The organism is Arthrobacter sp. Helios, from assembly GCF_023167125.1.
GTDB classification, from domain to species: domain Bacteria; phylum Actinomycetota; class Actinomycetes; order Actinomycetales; family Micrococcaceae; genus Arthrobacter_B; species Arthrobacter_B luteolus.
Genome location: NZ_CP095402.1, coordinates 3,678,703 through 3,694,936 on the forward strand (window position 1 = coordinate 3,678,703; position 16,234 = coordinate 3,694,936).

12 protein-coding genes are annotated in these 16,234 nt (G+C 65.0%); 2 read left to right on the forward strand and 10 right to left on the reverse strand.

From position 1 onward, the window contains the following. Positions 1-24 precede the first annotated feature (24 nt). From ArtHe_RS16915 to ArtHe_RS16945, 7 genes are all read right to left on the reverse strand, one after another. Complete coding sequence (locus ArtHe_RS16915) at positions 25-3,192, reverse strand: hypothetical protein (RefSeq protein ID WP_248318025.1); 3,168 nt, start codon at positions 3,190-3,192, stop codon at positions 25-27. Continuing rightward, positions 3,189-3,893 carry a hypothetical protein gene (locus ArtHe_RS16920; RefSeq protein WP_248318026.1) on the reverse strand — a complete coding sequence of 235 codons (705 nt, stop codon included), beginning with the start codon at positions 3,891-3,893 and terminating at the stop codon, positions 3,189-3,191. The genes ArtHe_RS16915 and ArtHe_RS16920 overlap by 4 nt, the downstream gene beginning before the upstream one ends. Positions 3,894-4,128: 235 nt before the next feature. Further along, entirely contained in the window at positions 4,129-4,785 is a 657-nt protein-coding gene (locus tag ArtHe_RS16925; protein ID WP_248318027.1) for a hypothetical protein, read from the reverse strand. Positions 4,786-4,855: 70 nt separating this feature from the next. Beyond that, positions 4,856-6,712, reverse strand: coding sequence for an IucA/IucC family siderophore biosynthesis protein (locus ArtHe_RS16930; RefSeq protein ID WP_248318028.1), 1,857 nt, complete (start codon positions 6,710-6,712; stop codon positions 4,856-4,858). Then, complete coding sequence (locus ArtHe_RS16935) at positions 6,709-7,332, reverse strand: GNAT family N-acetyltransferase (RefSeq protein WP_248318029.1); 624 nt, start codon at positions 7,330-7,332, stop codon at positions 6,709-6,711. Before ArtHe_RS16935 ends, ArtHe_RS16930 begins: the two co-directional genes overlap by 4 nt. After that, entirely contained in the window at positions 7,329-8,789 is a 1,461-nt protein-coding gene (locus tag ArtHe_RS16940; RefSeq protein WP_248318030.1) for a SidA/IucD/PvdA family monooxygenase, read from the reverse strand. Before ArtHe_RS16940 ends, ArtHe_RS16935 begins: the two co-directional genes overlap by 4 nt. After that, a complete protein-coding gene (locus ArtHe_RS16945; protein WP_248319835.1) occupies positions 8,786-10,339 on the reverse strand; it encodes an aspartate aminotransferase family protein in 1,554 nt (517 codons plus the stop codon). The genes ArtHe_RS16940 and ArtHe_RS16945 overlap by 4 nt, the downstream gene beginning before the upstream one ends. Before the next feature lie 419 nt (positions 10,340-10,758). Here ArtHe_RS16945 and ArtHe_RS16950 point away from each other — a divergent pair, with 419 nt between their 5' ends. Together ArtHe_RS16950 and ArtHe_RS16955 are read left to right on the forward strand one after the other, a co-directional pair. Next, positions 10,759-11,205: a hypothetical protein gene (locus ArtHe_RS16950; RefSeq protein WP_248318031.1), complete on the forward strand. Its 447-nt coding sequence runs from the start codon at positions 10,759-10,761 to the stop codon at positions 11,203-11,205. Positions 11,206-11,335: 130 nt separating this feature from the next. Then, complete coding sequence (locus tag ArtHe_RS16955; RefSeq protein WP_248318032.1) at positions 11,336-11,641, forward strand: hypothetical protein; 306 nt, start codon at positions 11,336-11,338, stop codon at positions 11,639-11,641. On the opposite strand, the gene ArtHe_RS16960 is transcribed toward ArtHe_RS16955, so the two are convergent. The 3 genes from ArtHe_RS16960 to ArtHe_RS16970 form a co-directional block, all read right to left on the reverse strand. Beyond that, positions 11,583-12,416 (reverse strand): hypothetical protein, encoded by an 834-nt coding sequence (locus tag ArtHe_RS16960; RefSeq protein ID WP_248318033.1) that lies wholly within the window; start codon positions 12,414-12,416, stop codon positions 11,583-11,585. The genes ArtHe_RS16955 and ArtHe_RS16960 overlap by 59 nt on opposite strands. 698 nt (positions 12,417-13,114) lie before the next feature. Next, positions 13,115-14,032, reverse strand: coding sequence for an RluA family pseudouridine synthase (locus ArtHe_RS16965; protein ID WP_248318034.1), 918 nt, complete (start codon positions 14,030-14,032; stop codon positions 13,115-13,117). Positions 14,033-14,318: 286 nt separating this feature from the next. Further along, on the reverse strand, positions 14,319-16,040 hold the full coding sequence (locus tag ArtHe_RS16970; protein ID WP_248318035.1) for an HNH endonuclease signature motif containing protein: 1,722 nt from the start codon (positions 16,038-16,040) through the stop codon (positions 14,319-14,321). Between the last annotated feature and the right edge of the window lie 194 nt (positions 16,041-16,234).

The following is a 16,234-nucleotide window of genomic DNA, read 5'->3' on the forward strand; positions in this document are numbered from 1 at the left end:
GTCAGCGCGGCGCCGGAACCTGGCCTAGAGCTTCCACTCATCCTTGTACTCAAGGAGGTTGATCCGCGCGCCCACGTTGAAGATGGTGAGGCTGAGCAGCTCCCACCTGATCAGCGTGAGCTTGGCGGACCCGCTGAGGCCCAGTGCAAGGAAAATGCTGGCTTCGATCGCGGCCTCGGTGGGCGGGATGCCGGTGGTGGACAGTTTGGCCCTGTAACCGGACTTGGCAGAGAGCGTGATGTCCGGCCCTGCAAAGGTGTAGATGCGGCTTTGGTAGGACATCTCCGGCCCGGCCGCGATCTCGCCTTCAACGGAGAACGAGGTGTTCCCTGCCATCTGCCGGGGCTTCGGGAGGACATACTTCGTGGGAGTGTCCTCCTTGATGCGCACCATGCCAGCGGCGCTGGTGTATTTGAAACCGAAGGTGTCCGCCCGCTCAATGCCGATTGCCGGGATCTCCGCTTCTGCCCGCAGAGTGCCCGTGAACGCTATGGCGAAGTTCAGCCGGTTGGTAATGGCGACGGGCACCGGACCCGCCATGAAGGTGGTGGTCGGAAGGGCAACCTCGGCGACCTTGAGATTCACATTCCAGCGGCTTTGGGTCTGCACCCAGGCCTGGACCGAGGCTGAGGCTTTCAGCTTCGAGTTGAACTCAATTCTGAACTCCTCAATGCTTACCCCCTTGGGAATGACCTTCCACTTGAACTGCAGCTTGGTCTTCAGGACAAAAGCAAAGCCCAGGTTCAGTTCACCGCCGCCGCGGATGGCTACTCCGGCCTCATCGCCGCGTTCCTTCGCGGCCCAGGATTCGAATTCCCAGGGCTCCTGTTTCTTTCCGGCGGTCCTGATCTTCGGCACACCGTTTTCGACGACGAAGACCATGCCGGCATCAACCTTGGTGGTCCAATCTGCAGACAGGGAAGCGCCGGGTCCTTTCAAGGGGCCACCGCAGGAGCCGTCGCCCGGTGCGGGGGCTGCCGGCGCTACCCACTCACCGTTCTCATCAATGTCCTCGCCTCTGGGTTCCTGCCCGTCGGTTCCCGCCAGACGGCAGGACGTGCTGAAGTCAGAGGGGCTGTCCAGGTTGAATTCGTCGCTGCTGAGTTCGAGATCGACGTCGTCCCCGCTCACGACTTCCGCGTAGGTCCCGGGCGCGGGCGAGTGCGGGTTTCCGGCGTCGTCAACAATTTCGACCTCCGCTACCGGGATCTCCGGGCCTGACGTGCCGTCCTCGTTCTGCAGTGCAAACGTTCCGGAGACAACATCCAGGGGATTTCCGGCCTGGGCGAGCAGATCGTGGGCAACAACATCCTCACCCTCGCCGTAGTCCACGCTTTCATCGACGTCGACCTGCAGGAAGAGCTCTTCCAGCGGCACCTCAACCGTAGCAACCTCCCACGCTCCGGAGACGAGGTCCATATGGGACATCCGGCCGAGGAAACCGGAGGGAGCCGATGGCACGGGCGCGCTGACGATGATGTCTCCGGGTTCCAGCTCCGGCCGCTCAGTGAACCGCAGGAGATTCTCGGTGAGAACCTCGAAGTCCAGCTCTGTCGTGTCCAGATGGAACACCTCCGCCTCCGGGGACACCACAGTGTCCCCTTCTTCGGCCACGTCGAGGGTGAGCCGGACCCGGTCGGAAGCTCTCGCAGCGCCGGGATCGGAGCGGTCGAAGACCGTGGCGGCGTAGTCGAAGTCTCCGTCTTCCGGAGCCAGTGATCGGAAGCTCCACGTGATGCTCCCGCCAACGGGATTCAGCTCCGCCAACCCGATGAAACCGACGCTGGGCGAACTGATCTCAATGCGTTCGACGGCATTGATCCCGGTGGACACCGTGCCTTCAAGCGTGAAGTAGCCGGTCTCGGTGAGGTCCAGGCTTTGCGAGTCGCGGGGGGAGGTGATCTCGATAGCCGCCGGGTCAGTCTTGTCATAGGGGACCGGTTCGCCCAGGAAGCTGCCAAGCGGCTGGACGGCCGCCACGGCAGAGCCCCGGCGGATCGAGAGCTGGGATTCACCTCCGGTGACGGGAACGAGTGCGAGCTGGGGCTGGGCGCCTGCCACCCGGTCTACTGCTTCGCCGCTGGCACGGCCGCTAACGCGGGGTCCCCAGGACAGTGTGGTGGTACCGCCTCCGGCGACGCCACCGGCGGAGGCAAGCACGAGGGCGTAGGCACTGTCGTGGTCATCGGCCAGAGCGACCGGCTTCGGCTGCTCTGCGGCGGCGACCGGCACCTCTACCTGGTTCCGCTGTTCCGTGTTGACGACGTAGCTGCCCCGGTGGTTCGTTTTGGCAGCGTCTTCGCCGGCCTCTGCTACCCAGCCGGTGACGGTGGCCGTCAGCGATCCGGAATTACCGCCGGTTTGAAGTGCGACTGTTGTGCCGCCCTGGTCTTCCGCATCCACAATGGTGGAAACGATCGTCCGGCCCGCCGGAAGCGGCAGGCGCTGGCCATCGCCGAGCAGGACTGTGTCCGGGCGGTCCAGTGTCACATCCAGAACTGCATAAACGCTGCGCGCCAAGGTGCTGGAGACGCTGCCCTCACCCGTCAGTCCTACCCAGAGGGGCTGCTGTCCCAGCGACCCGCCGCCCACATTCCGGCTTGTGTCGGCCCGCCGGACCGGATTCGCCAAAGCGATGGTGGCGCCGCCTGAGGCCTCCGTTCCGTCGAAGTAGGCAAGGACTTCAAGTCGTGTGTCCGCAGCGGTGTCCGCCCAGAGCGGTACGCTGCCGCGGACGAGGGGAAGCAGCAGGGTGGTGGAGGCAGTAATCCCGGCCCGGGTATGCAGCACCGCTGTGTCCGCAGATGTGTAGGCCGTGGCATCGGCGGCGGGTTCGAACATGGTCAGCCGGACAAGAGCGGCTGAATGCGCTTCGGCCGCGGCACCCAGATGCACCGCACCTGACGGATCGGTGCCGAGCGGGTTCCCGCGTCCCACGGAACTGTCCACCACCGGCACGCTGGCGCCGGACGGAACGAAGCCCGGTGCGGGGGCCCCGACGACGGCGCCCAGGTTGGTGAGCGCATCGCGGGAGACTGCGGAGGCGGGTGGAGGTGTGAAGACAAGCATCATCCCGATGGCGGTCAGGGCAGCGACCGCAGCCTGGATGCCTCGGCGCTTTAGTCCTTGGATAGTGTCCGTTCCCTGTCCCGGCGCCTGCACTGCCCGGCACGGGCTGAAGATGCCGCTCACGGGGTATCCCCGCCGTCTGATTCCACGGCCGGAGCCGCTGTGCTGCGCCGCAGGACCAGGAATAAGCCGGTACCAATCGCCAGTGCAGCCGCGGCCAGTGCTCCGATGAGGAGTGCCGGTGAAGCACCGGTCTGCCCCAGGGCCTGAACTCCGGGGCTGCTGCCGGCGCCAGCAGGATCGTCGCGGCCGGCCGGTGCTGCGTTCTGGCCGGGAGGTGTACCGGTGCCGGGCACAACTTCCACATCCGCCGGGGATCCCTGTGCGAGGTCCGGCCAGGTGATCCAGCCGCCGTTCGCCTGTGTCGGTTCGAAAGCTGCTTCCCGGATCCGGTGTTCCGCCAGCACCACGCCGTTGGAAGCGACGAAGGAGACAATCACATCCGCGGAAAACCGGCTGGACACCAGGAACCTGACTTCACTTGCCCCGGGCACTGCAGCCGCGATGCCAGTAGCGCCAAAAACGGTGCGGGACACTTGGAGCTGGTTCCAGGGGCCTGCGCTTTGACGCCAGGAGATGGACCCAATTCCGCTGCGGGCGGTGTCGGATTCAACATCTATCCACACTTCCGCTGTAGCAGCGGGGGCTTCGAGATCCGAAGTGACCGCTGCGGGGACTGTGGCGGTGGCAGGTGCTGTGGCATGGGCAGGGGAGGGGGCCAGCCAACCGCACACCATAAAAAGGGCGATGGCGAAAAGTGTCATGACTGACCTGGTCAGGGCTCCCGCAGGCCAGACTCCGGCAGACCGGCCCCCAGCGGGCCGTCCGGGCAGTAAATGTGAGTGCACTAACGTAAACTAACAGCCAAACTTGGATTGAGTCCAAGTTTGGCTGTTGGTTACGCTGCTGACCTATTTCGCGGCGGCTGGCTGCGCTGCTGTTTAGTTTCGCGGCAGTAATTTCGTAGCAGTGTCTGCGCAGTTGGTGCTCCGTACCTGGTTACAGGCCGGACCCCGGGATCCCCTGAACCTGCGAACCCGCGAGGTGGGCAATGTTCGCGATCGCCTCGACCCAGTCAGCTGGGGACAGCTCAACATCCTGGAGTCCGCCGTCGGCGCTCAACCGCAGCAGGAGATCCTCCAGAGCCATACCGACGATCCCCACGAGGAGCTTGGCCTCCCGCCTGGCCGGGCCGGCCCCGGCCTGCCTTTCGGGGTGGGCCTCGAGCCAGTCCCCCGCCACATCGGCCAGGTCATCGAAAACCTGGGTGAGTGGACCGCGCACCAGGATCTGGGTTTCCGGATGCTGCTGCATGAGCTGGTAGCGTTTGCCCGCCACCTCCGGATTGACCGCGGTGTTTTCGATCACGGACATCACCACACCAAGCAGGGCTGAAGAGAGCGGCAGGCCCTCAGCTGCGTCGAGCATCGCCGCGATTTCCCCGGGGACCAGCCTGGGATAAGGCCGGCCGAAAATTGCTGCCTCCAGGGAGGGCATGTAGTTGAAGAAGGTGCTGCGTGAGACTTCCGCGCGGTCACAGATCTTCGCCACGGTGACCGTCTCAAGGCCCGATTCCAGGGCCAGCTCTATGCCCGCCAGCTCGATGGCGGTTTCAGTTTGGCGCTTCTTTCGTTCCCGTAAACCCTCTGGTTTCACAATCGACCCCAGCCTGGTGGGGTCCACCTCCTCATGGATCGAATTCGTTGCCGCTTTAATCAGGCTACCTTTACTCCGGTTGGACCAGCGGGTTCCCCAGCCGGCCGGAAAACTGCAGCCCGCCGGAGGGATCGCTGATGTCCAGCATCTGCTGGTTGTTGCGCAGCTGCAGCCGGTTCAGGCAGGACCGTGCGAAATCCGGCGCAAAAAGATCGTGCGCGGCGAAGTCCGCTGCCAGCTCCGGGTGCCCGGCCTGATAGACGGTAATCACCTCCGCGGTCACCTGCCAGAAATCCTCCTGCGCCAGCTGCCCGTCCTCATGCAGCACAGCTGCAAGGAAACGGAAGAAGCAGTCCAGCACATCCGTAAAGACAGAGAGTACCTGCTCGTCCTCCGGGACCTCTACCCGGACCCGGGACACCTCGGCCGGCAGCTCCACCTTGTCCGCCATCACGATGATCTCTTCTCCAATGTCCTTCATCAGCACCCGCTGCGGAACCCCGTCCTTGAGGATAAGGATCAGGTTCTCCCCGTGTGGCATAAACGCCAGCCGGTAGGCATAAAAACAGTGCAGCACCGGAATCAGGTATGCCTGCAGATAGCGGGCCAGCCAGTCCCGGGCCGGGAGCCCCGAACGGCGGATCAAGGCGGACACGAACGGGGTGCCGGCGGGATCGGTGTGCAGCAGCGAGGCCATGGTGGCCAGCTGTTCCCCGGCTTCCAGCTTGGGCAGCGGACTTTCCCGCCACAGTGCCGCCAGCATCTTGCGGTACGGGGAGCCCTTGGGGGCGGCGGCGTCGTAGTAGGTATTGCGGTACCCGATGGCGGCGGTCTCCCGCAGGATCCCGAAGCCTCGGCCGGCCAGGGTGGAATCGGATGTCACGAGGTTATCCACCCATTCGTTGATCGCGGGGGTGGGCACCATGTACTCGGCGGAGAGTCCGCGCATAAAGCCCATGTTGACCACGGACAGCGCGGTCTTGACGTAGCAGCGGCTGGGCACATCCCGGTTGAAGAACGTCCGAATGGACTGCTGCGCCTGGTACACGTCCGGTCCCGGCCCCAGATGCACCACGTACTGCTGGGCAACGTCTGCCGCGAAGGTGACGCTGAGCTTGTTCTCCCACTGCCATGGATGCACCGGCATCAGCAGGTAAGCCTCCGGTGCCAGACCCCGGGCGCGCAGATCCGCCTCGAACCCGGCCTGCACGCCGGGATCCAGTTCCGCGGCCAGCAGCGCCGCATAGTCCAGGCCGGAGACGGCGGTGAATCTGGCCCTGTCCTTGGCTACTGCTATCCAGTGCAGGCGGATGGCGGCGGCGGTTTCCGGTGCATAGGCGAGGTAGTCCGCCGATCCGAAGCCCAGCCGTCCGTTGTTGGCGACGAAGCAGGGGTGGCCTTCGGTCATGGAGGCCTCGAGTGCCTGGAAGTCCGCGGCAGGATCGCGGCCCTGCGTGATTCCGGCCGCGAGTTCTCCGGAGGTGTGGAAAGCCCCGGTGTGCTTGAACGCGTGGGAGGCCAGGGTGCTGGAGATTTCCTCCAGATACACGGGGAGCATCTGGCTGTTGATCCCCAGGGTCCCGGCGAACTCAGTGATAAAAACCAGGGCGTCGAGCCCGGTCTCCACGCCCTGCACCGTACGGACGATGCTTTCAGCCTGGATGCTCCAGTGTTCGAGTTCCAGAACGTCCGCCTCGAAGCGGTAGGTGGCACCGCCGTCGTCGGACGTCAGTTCATAGCGGCCCGGCGCGGTGGCACGCGGGGTCAGGATGCGTTCGTGGGCGAACTCGGCGAGGGCCTTTCGAAGCACATGGCGGTTGGCCGCCGCCCAGCTCTGCGGCGTCAGATGCGCGCTGGGATTCGTGGCAGGGACTGGGCCGGCAGGGGGCAGGGCTGTGCGGACGGAATTTTCTACGGTGGTGCTCATCGGGTGGCTCCTTCGGGGGATATCTGTTCGGGGGAAAGCTGCCCGCTGGCGGTGGTGTTGCCGGTACCGGTGCCAGGCTGCCCGCGGCTGGTGGAGTTGAGGTAAGTGGCATCGCGGAATTGGGTGCGGGTGCAGAAAGACAGCAGAGCGGTTTTATCCGGCAGCGTGATGTTTTCCTGGGGTTCGAAGCCCATCCGGGCATTGAGGCGGTGGATTTTGGTGTTGCGCACATCCGGTTCCACCACCACCCGGTCAACTGACGGATCGGCGAACAGGAACTCCATCACCGCTTGGAAAGCGGCCGCTGTGTAGCCGCGGCGGGGCGCGTCCGGCGGGCCCATCAGCAGATGCATCCCGCGGTCCCCGGGGAGTATGGGGTAGGTGCCGGCGAGCGGCGAGTGGGCCGGAGCGTAGCTTTCCATCAGGAAGGCCGGTGTACCGGCGTCGTGCACCAGCCACGCATCGTGGTGCGGGTTCGCGGCGATCCCGGCGTACTCGGCCCGGACGTCCTCCACGCTGGCGGAATTCATCCCCCAGAAGACGGCGTACTCCTGCCGCATCCAGCTGTGCAGCAGGCCGGCGTCGGCCTGGGGGTCGACGGGGTGGAACTCGAACTTCATGCCAGTGCTCCTTCGCTGTGGGCCGGGGCGGGCTGCGGGGTGCGGGGTCCGGCCAGCCCGAATTCCTGGAACGTGGTGCTGGTTTCCACCGGGTAGTACTCCCAGCCAAGGATTTCCCGCAGGATGGCCGAGTTCCGGTAGGCCGCCATTCCAAGGTCCGGGGAGGTGAAGCCGTGGGTGTGCAGTTCGGCGTTCTGAACGAAGATCTCCGCCGGTGCCACTCCGATCCCGTAGCCGCGGTCCACCTCCAGGCGGCCCCGGCTGTCGCGCCGGATCCGGTGGCTGATGCCCTGCAGGAACTCCGGCTCCTGATAGGAATAGCCGGTCGCGAGGACGACGCCGCCCGTTGCCAGCCGGGCGGAGCTGCCCTGTTCGGCGTGGTGCAGTTCCAGCACATGCTGCCCGGTGGCCGGGTCATAGCTGGTGGCTGTCACCTCGGTTCCGGTGAGCAGGCGGACCGCGGGCGGGCCGTTGAGGCTCTTGGCATACAGTGCATCGTAGATCTCGTTGATCAGGGCGGAATCGATGCCCTTGTAAAGGTTCTTCTGCGAACTGATCAGCCGGTCCCGGGTGGGTGCCGGCAGCGCATGGAAGTAATCGATGTAGTCCGGCGACGTCATTTCCAGGGTCAGTTTCGTGTATTCCAGCGGAAAGAACCGCCCTGAGCGGGTCACCCAGTTCAACTGGTACGTGTCCGGTCCGCTGCCGGGCAGCAGATCGAGGAATACCTCTGCAGCGCTTTGGCCGCTGCCCACCACCGTGATGCTCTCCTGCGCCTGCAGGCTGGCCTTGGAATTCACGTAGTCACTGTTGTGCACGGCTGTGCCGGGACCGTTCAGGAGTCCGGTGCACGACGCCGGCACCTCGGGCTGGGTGCCGGTGCCCAGTACCAGCCGCCGCGCCGCGTGGACCTGGGTGCCGCCGTCGCCTTCGGTGCGGACCAGGTAACGTCCGCCGTCGTGCGCTGTGTGCTCATAGTCGACGCCGGTGACCCGGCTGCAGAAGCGGACGCTGGGCAGCTGCCCGGAAACCCAGCGGCAGTAGGCATTGAACTCCGCACGCAGCGGGTAGAAGTCCTCGCGGATGTAGAAGCGGTAGAGCCGTCCGGTGGACTTGAGGAAGTTCAGGAAGGAATACCGCGACGTCGGATCCGCCAGGGAGACAAGGTCTGCCATAAACGGGACCTGCAGGTGGGCGGTTTCCAGCATCATGCCCGGATGCCAGTCGAAGTCCGGGCGGCCGTCCAGGAACAGGGCATCGAGCTCCGCGATGGGCTCGCTCAGTGCGGCCAGGCCCAGGTTGAACGGGCCGACACCGATGCCGATGAGGTCCCGGATGGGCTGGTGGGTGTTGGTGCTGGTGTGGGTGCTGGTGGAGCTGGTGCCGGTCCCGGCGTTGGTGGCGCTGGCGGTGTTGTTGATGTTGGCGTTGCCGTTCGGGCGGTTCATGCGGTTCATGCGGCCACTCCGGCAGTTTCGGGTGCTGAGACCGCGTTTGCCGCCGCGGTCGTTTCCGTTGCCGCGAGCCAGGCCGTACCCGTGATGCGAATGAGGGTGATGATGTGGATGATGTCCTCGAGGGTGGCCGTGGGGTTGAGCAGCGTGAACTTCAGATAGTTCCGGCCGTTCACCATGGTGCCGGCGATGACAGCGTCGCCGGCTGCCGCCAGCCGGGTGCGGATCGCGCGGTTCATGGCGTCGCAGGTGTCCTCGTCCAGTCCATCGGGCCGGAAACGGAACACGGCTGTGCTCAGCTGGACGGGAGCGGCGAGCTCGAAATCTCCTGCCCGCTCGAGCTGCAGCCCGGCGCTCTGCGCGAGGTCGACCGCAGAATCCAGGAGCCGTCCGATTCCGTCTGCTCCACTCACCCGCAGGGTCAGCCAGAGCTTGAGGGCATCAAAGCGCCGTGTCGTCTGAATGCTGTGGTCCACCTGGTTTGGAATGTCCGGATGGGCAGCGGCCTCGGGATTGAGGTAGTCGGCGTAGTGCCGGATATGGTGCAGCTCCTCCGAGTTCCGCACCAGTACAGCGCTCGCGGAAACCGGCTGGAAGAAGGTCTTGTGGTAGTCCACGGTCACGGAATCGGCTGCCTCGATCCCGGATAGCCTGTCCCGGTACTTCAGCGACGTCACCAGTCCGCCGCCGTAGGCCGCGTCAACGTGAAGCCAGGTTCCGAACTCGGCAGCCAGTTCCGCGCAGTCGGTCAACGGGTCGATGCTGCCAAAGTCCGTGGTGCCGGCGGTGGCCACGATCGCCATGGGAATTTCGTTTCGGCTGCGGCTCTCCACCAGGGCCTTCCGGAGGGCCTGCGGGTGCATCCTGCGGTTGCTGTCGCTCGGAACCTGATACACGGCATCCTCACCCAGCCCCAGCAGTGCCGCTGACTTGCGGATGCTGAAGTGGCTGGCCTCGGACGCGAAGATCCGGAGCTGGCCGAGCAGTGAGGGGAGACGTTCGCTGGGCTGGGCTGTGGTTTCGGGGCTGGTTCCTGTCCCGGTGCCTGCCGTGCTGCGCAGCTTGGCCACCGCGTGGTTCCGGGCAATCAGGAGGGCCTGCAGATTCGACGTTGTGCCCCCACTGGTGAACACGCCGTCGGCGGCTGGTCCGAGCCCGAGCCGCTCCGCAGTCCAGCGCAGCAGGCGCCGTTCGATGAGGGTTGCGCCTGCGCTCTGATCCCAGGTGTCCATGGAGGAGTTGACGGCGCTGAGGATGGTTTCGCCCACCAACGCCGGGATGGCGACGGGGCAGTTCAGATGGGCCGCATAGCCGGGGTTGTGGAAGTAGACGGCGTCCCGGAGGTACAGGGGTGCCAGCTCGTCCAGGGCGGCCCTGGTTGTGCCGAGCGGCTGGTCCAGGTCCACCGCATCGACTTCCGGAGCGAGATCGGCGGGATGCCGTCCGGTGCAGGGTCGAGTGGCTGAACCGATCGATTCCGCAACCGAGTGCATACCCTGCTGGTTCTCCGCGAGGTAGCGCTGGATCGAGTTGCCGGTCAGCAATGCGGACAGATCGGCAGCTGTCGCCGCGCTGGCAGCTATTTCCGCACTGGCGGAGGTTGCCGCAGTTCCCGCGGTTGCCGCCGAGGCTCCGGGTTCCCCGGCGGAAGGCTGCGCCCAGCCAGACTCCAACTGATCTGCAGGTTCCGGCTGCTGTAAAGGGCTCACTAGGCACTCCTTCGAAGGTCTCAAAAAGGTAACGGGGGTAAGCCTTTCCTGCCTTTCGGTATTACGTCAAACTTTTGTGTCTTAATTCGGTCCGATGCGGTGGAATGCGGGATTGGAGTGCAAAATCCCGCGTCGGCACGGTAAACGCGGATGCGCGCGTGGGAGCGCACGTGGGAGGTGGGAGTGACTTCGCAGATCGGTCCTCAGTAGGCTTAGTATCGAGATATGACGTTTCCGCGTCCCGATCGAAAGGTGCGACCCTGATGACTGAACAGAACCCGGACCACAGCGACAACCCGGCCCTGGCTGATGATCTGGAGGCGGTAGTGACACCTGACGAGGTGTCGATCATTTCAGGCGAGGAACTGCTGGACGACGATGACCTCATGGCTGAAGAGGCGCTTTCCTACCCCGGCGCAGCCGAGGACAACCCCGATGCATGGCAGGACGATCCGCTGATCAACGAGGAACCGCTTGCCGGTCAGCCCGGTGCGGATTCGGACCAGACCCTGCGGGATGAGACCGAGGAGGAACGTTTCGAAGAGGGTGATTCCCAGATCCCGCCGGACGAACCCACCATCGGTGAAGCCTCCCGCGACGTCGACTTCGGGGATCCCAGTGTTGACCCGATGGAAGACGGCAGCGATGACCCGGCCCACGGAGGCGGCGATCCGCTTTCCTCCTTCGACCCGGAGGACCAGGAACTCTAGGCGGGTGCCTTTCGGGGCCGGACCTGGGCGCTTGGGTGCGTGGCCGGGACCCGGGGGTGCTGCCCGCGGCGCTGCCCGGGGCGGGAGGCCGCCGTCGAGGTCCAACGTTGTCGCGGTCTAACGTTGGAGGATGCCTTCCTTCCGAGTCCAACTGAACATCCTTGGGCTGCGGCCCGGAAATCCGCCGGAGGCGGTCATGAACGCCGCCGTGGAAGCGCTGGAGGCGAGCCACCATGTGGAGGCGAACCAGCTGGATATTGTGTCCGGAGTTCCACGGATTACCCTGCGGTTCATGGTTCCCGCCAACGAGTACGGCGTGGAAAACTCGCAGGCACGGCGCGCTGCCATGAACATGCGGCACGCCGTCGAGCAGGTGGCTAGGTGCGAGCAGCTTCGGGTGCTTCGCCGGCAGCGGGGCCGCTGGACTCCGCTTTGAGCTGCTGGCGGTCCGCCAGCCGGCGGGCATGATCCACCTGCTGCCGGCGTGAGCTTGCCGAAACGATGATGAGGAAGGCGGCCACGAAGGCGCCCACTGCCGGCCACACTGCGGCCGGGTCCTCCAACAGGCGGGCCACGCCGATCCAGCCGAGCCCCCACACCACGGTAAGAGCGACGGACAGGTGCCCACGGTCCGTCATACAGATGGTGGTGACGCCCACAACCACGGAAACCAGGGCGACGAGGGTCCACGCTTCCCCGCCCCACCCGCCGACGTCGGCTCCGGACTGCACCAGCCAGCTTCCCAGAGAGGCGAGCAGCGCCAGGACGGAAACGCCTAAAAACGCGCCGGCGGGAACATCAGTTATGAGGTGTTCGGCGCGGGTTGACGGGGGCCAGCCATTAATCCTGTGGACTACGGCCAGGCCTGCCAGTACCAGAATCACTGCAATCCATGTGGCTGCCGCAGGATGTCCTTCTGTTGCGGCCCACAGCCAAAGCGTTCCCAGTACGACGGCGGTGATTGCCGCCCAGCCTGCCCACTCGTGGCGCGGGTTCAGGCGCTGCGCGGGAAGCCATTGGTAGACCGTGTAGGCGAGGGCTCCCACAAAAACCGGCAGCCAGGCGGCCCACACGACGGGGACTGCCGCCAGGAAGGAACTGGATTGGTCGAGGAATCCGGGACCTGCCGGCAACGCGGGGTAACCGTTTGGGTCTCGGATCAGGAAATATGCGGAGGCGGCAGAGCCTGGGATCACGACTGTGGCAGCCACCCGGCGGACCAAGGCGAGGGAGCTGCTGCTGGTTGCACCGTTCGAGCGCTGCAGCCATGCCTCGAGGTCTGTCCGCAGTGTTCGTGAGGGATTTCGAACGGCCCCATCGGAGGGGGCTGTGCCGGGTCGTGCATCTGATCCGGGGCCTTCGGCTGCCCGCTTTGCTGTGTCTCGGAGGCCAGTGTTGGGGAGACCGGGGTCGGGGGAACCGGTGGCTGCTCTTCGGGTATCAGGCGTAGCCGACACACGCCGGTGCTGCACTGTGGGTGGGCTCGACGGAGGTGGCGACGGTGCCAACGGCGGAACGAAAGCGTGCCCAGCTGATCCGGCCGAAATACCCGCCGTTGTGCTGGCAGTCTGTCCCGCTTGCACGACTCTGCCCGTCGCGGAAGTGGCTGGTTCGGTCTGGCTCTCTGCCGCCGTCGCACGGGCGGTCTGTCTCTCCTGTGTGCCCGCCGTCGTCGTGTTGGCGGTCTGTCCCGCCTGCGGTTCTCCCGTCAGCGGTCCAGTTCCGGCAGATGCCGGTCGTCGTGACGGTGGCTTGGCGGGCATTGAAGGCTGGGGGTGCATGCCGGATTCCTTACCTCGACGGTGACGGCCCGGTCATGCCATCCGGGCAGGTGGCCCTCAGCCTACCTCTCAGGTCAAGGCCGGGGAGGAGGAAGGCACGCCCGTCGCTGCTCCCGCCCATACGGCTGTCAGTGCGGCGGAAGGTTCGCTGGGTAGGCGTCGAGGGAGAGCCGGCTGCGGTATTCCACGGGCTCGCCGGTGAGCGGATCGGTGAATCTGACCGAGCGGGCCAGCAGCTGCATTGGCCGGCTGTAGTCATCAGGTGCCTGCTCCAGCAGGACAGGGTAGAAGGGGTCGTTCAGGATGCCGATTCCCAGCGACGCCATATGAACGCGCAACTGATGCGTCTTACCGGTGTGGGGCAACAGCCGATAGCGGCCAATCCCACCGGATTCCTCGATGAGCTCCACTCTGGTCTCCGCGTTCGGCTCACCGGGGACTTCCTGGGCCAGGAGATAGGTCCGTGACTTCACCATCCGGCTGCGTACAACCATCGGAAGCTCAAGATCCGGACGTACCGGTGCGACGGCCTCATACTCTTTCTCGATGCGCCGCTTCTCGAACATGACCTGATATTTGCCGCGGGTTTCCGGGTTTGTTGAAAACAGGAGGACTCCAGCAGTCATCCGGTCCAGCCGGTGCATGGGAATCAGGTCGGGGATTCCGAGGGCGACCCGCAGGCGGATAAGCGCAGATTCGGCAACGTACATTCCGCCCGGTGTGGTGGGCAGGAAGTGCGGTTTGTCGACGACCAGCAGGTTTTCATCCTGATGCAGAATCCTGATCTCGACAGGCAGCCGCACTTCCGGCGGCAGCTCCCGGTAGTACCAGATGAAGGTGTGTTCGTTCAGCGGAGTCGTCCGGGACAGGGGGATGCCGCCGATTCCGACGACCTCACCGCGGTCGAACCGGTCGATGATGCCGTCCGGATCCACATGCCCGAAGCGATCCAGCACGTAGTCCATGGCAGTCTCCCACGCTCCTTCTTCAGGCAGCCGGAGCCTGGTCGCATTGACTCCGTTGCGGACGGGAAGAGGGGATTGCATCACTCTCCTAGGGTACCGGCGCCAGGATACCGACCGCTTGGATACCGGCGCCGGCGCCGGTGGTGCGGGCGGGGCTGGGGTCCTGGGCTGTCTTTCGGGGCGAGGGCCGGGGTCAGGGCCGGGGCCGGGGCCGGGGCCGGGGCGAGGACCTTTCAGGACTGCGTAGTGAGGGCTGCTGCCCGGGGTGGGCTGGGACGGCGTCCTGGATTGGAATGGCGGGATCTGGCTCGGCCGCTGCTGTACACCTCAACTCTGATGCTCCGGAAACTCTGATGCTCCGGATCCGCTAAAAAGGAGGAGGGTCAGAGTCTGATGCAAGCGACGTGGGTGCAGCACTGCCGCCGTCAGGCCGGCCGGGCCCATAGTGCAGCTGGGGAGCCGTTCGGTAAACCCGTCCCAGTGGTGAGATCCACTCAAGAAATCCAGGTTCCTTTTGCCGGGCACTCCAAAACCCAAGGGTCTTGTATCGGTGGTGCTTGGGGCAGAGATTTGCGAGGTTGCCATGCTCTGTAAGGCCGCCGCTGGCCCAAGGATGAGTGTGGTCGATTTCGGCCCGTGCTGGACCAACCCCACACCCCGGAAAGCGGCAGGTCCCGTCGCGGGCCTGGAGCCAGCGTTTGAGGCCAGCGGGCATTTTTCGGCGCCGTCCTACCGCCAGAATTTCTCCAGTCGATGGGTCTTGCACCAACCCGGTCCAGTGTCGGGCGTGCTCAGCCAGCCGTCGACCGGTCTCTGCAGAGATCGGGCCAACGCCGTTGAGTTCTGCGTAGCTGTCGCTGGTTCCAAACAGTGTTTCTGCGCTGATGAGAACCATGATTTCGGCCTTGATGCCAGCGGCGTCATCCCATTCGGTACTCGTGCCGTGTGCATCGCCGGCACCCGTGTAATTTCGGTCGGCGGGGGAGTTCCCGGCGCTGGAGCAGTAGTCGCCGCCCGCCGGGCGGTCTTCCTTCGCCTGACAGTCCTCGGTCGCCGGGTGGTCTTCGTTCACCGGATAGGAAGCGTCCACCAGACAGCCTCCGGCCGAGGACGAACCAGCAGAGGACAAGCCAGTAGCTGATGGGCCTGGGGCCGCTAACGGTTCTGGAGCAGGGGCCCAGCTGAGATCGGTCTCTGATCGGTTGGAGTGGAGCATCAGGGACGTGAAAATATCCGAGCGCAGCTGGTCCAATGTTCGAGGGTCGCCCGCCTTCCGCTCGCCCTGGGCGGCAAAGGTCAGAGCAGTGAAGATCGCCTGGCCCTTTCCTACGGCGATGCGGGCACAGAAATCTCCCATACCGTCCGCGGCTGGGTCGAAGCTCACTCGCCGCCGGTCGAGCGCCGATCGGTGACGGGCAGAAACGGTGTCGGGCCACCGGCGCTCCCTCAGGCGGCGGGCGGTTCGGACGAACTGGGCACATGTTCGCCCCTTAGCAGCCGAGAGCAGTTCAATTTCGAAGCCTGGAGCCTGAGCACGCGGGACGTTTTCCAGCTGGTCCAGCACGGCCCGGGCGTGGCGGTAACTGATGTGGCCATGAGAGAGTGCGGCCAGTGTTGCAGTGTGATCGGTGCAGAGCTGGCTGGACTCGCTCACGAGCTGCAGTGCGCTCATATGGGGAAGGTTCAGCACCGCACCTGCCTCGGCTGCTGTCAGCGACAATGTCATGCCCGCATCGGGTCCCTGGAACGACCCTTCCACTTCCGCTGCGATCAGCGCTTCCATGCGGTGCACAACCCGGGACTGCTGAGCCTCGGCCCAGCTGGCCAGTGCTGCCAGGCGTGCGAGGACCGTACCTGCATCTTCCGGCCCAAGCGTCTCCGGAGAAGTGAGGGCGAGCGTGCCAATAAACGCTGCGGGGCCGTTAGGTGCCGTGGAAGCCGAAAACGTATCCAGACACGACAACAGGTCCTCCGAATCCGGTTTGGCACCGGGGTTTGAACCGCCGGACTGTGAACCGCCGGACTGTGAACCGCCGGCATCAGACTCCGGTTCAAAGAGCCGGTCTTCGGAACGGGCCGTTGTTGTCATGCCATAAGGCTTCCACCCGGGGTGCGACGGGCAAAGCAAAATTGGTCATTGTGGAGGACTGGTCACTACTGGATATCGGCCAAAAATACTCAGTCTTAGAGGGCTTATCCACAAGGTGCCCACGGACGGTTGACTTTGGCAGGGCAGATGCGTCCAGGAAGGCTCGGCTGCGCCGTCGGACCCGGCTGCGTCCC

Excerpts from the sequence above, each read along its gene's own strand:
- ArtHe_RS16920 (WP_248318026.1), bottom strand. The coding sequence starts at position 3,893 with ATGACACTTTTCGCCATCGCCCTTTTTATGGTGTGCGGTTGGCTGGCC.
- ArtHe_RS16930 (WP_248318028.1), bottom strand. The coding sequence starts at position 6,712 with ATGAGCACCACCGTAGAAAATTCCGTCCGCACAGCCCTGCCCCCTGCC.
- ArtHe_RS16935 (WP_248318029.1), bottom strand. The coding sequence starts at position 7,332 with ATGAAGTTCGAGTTCCACCCCGTCGACCCCCAGGCCGACGCCGGCCTG.
- ArtHe_RS16940 (WP_248318030.1), bottom strand. The coding sequence starts at position 8,789 with ATGAACCGCATGAACCGCCCGAACGGCAACGCCAACATCAACAACACC.
- ArtHe_RS16950 (WP_248318031.1), top strand. The coding sequence starts at position 10,759 with ATGACTGAACAGAACCCGGACCACAGCGACAACCCGGCCCTGGCTGAT.
- ArtHe_RS16955 (WP_248318032.1), top strand. The coding sequence starts at position 11,336 with ATGCCTTCCTTCCGAGTCCAACTGAACATCCTTGGGCTGCGGCCCGGA.
- ArtHe_RS16965 (WP_248318034.1), bottom strand. The coding sequence starts at position 14,032 with ATGCAATCCCCTCTTCCCGTCCGCAACGGAGTCAATGCGACCAGGCTC.
- ArtHe_RS16970 (WP_248318035.1), bottom strand. The coding sequence starts at position 16,040 with ATGACAACAACGGCCCGTTCCGAAGACCGGCTCTTTGAACCGGAGTCT.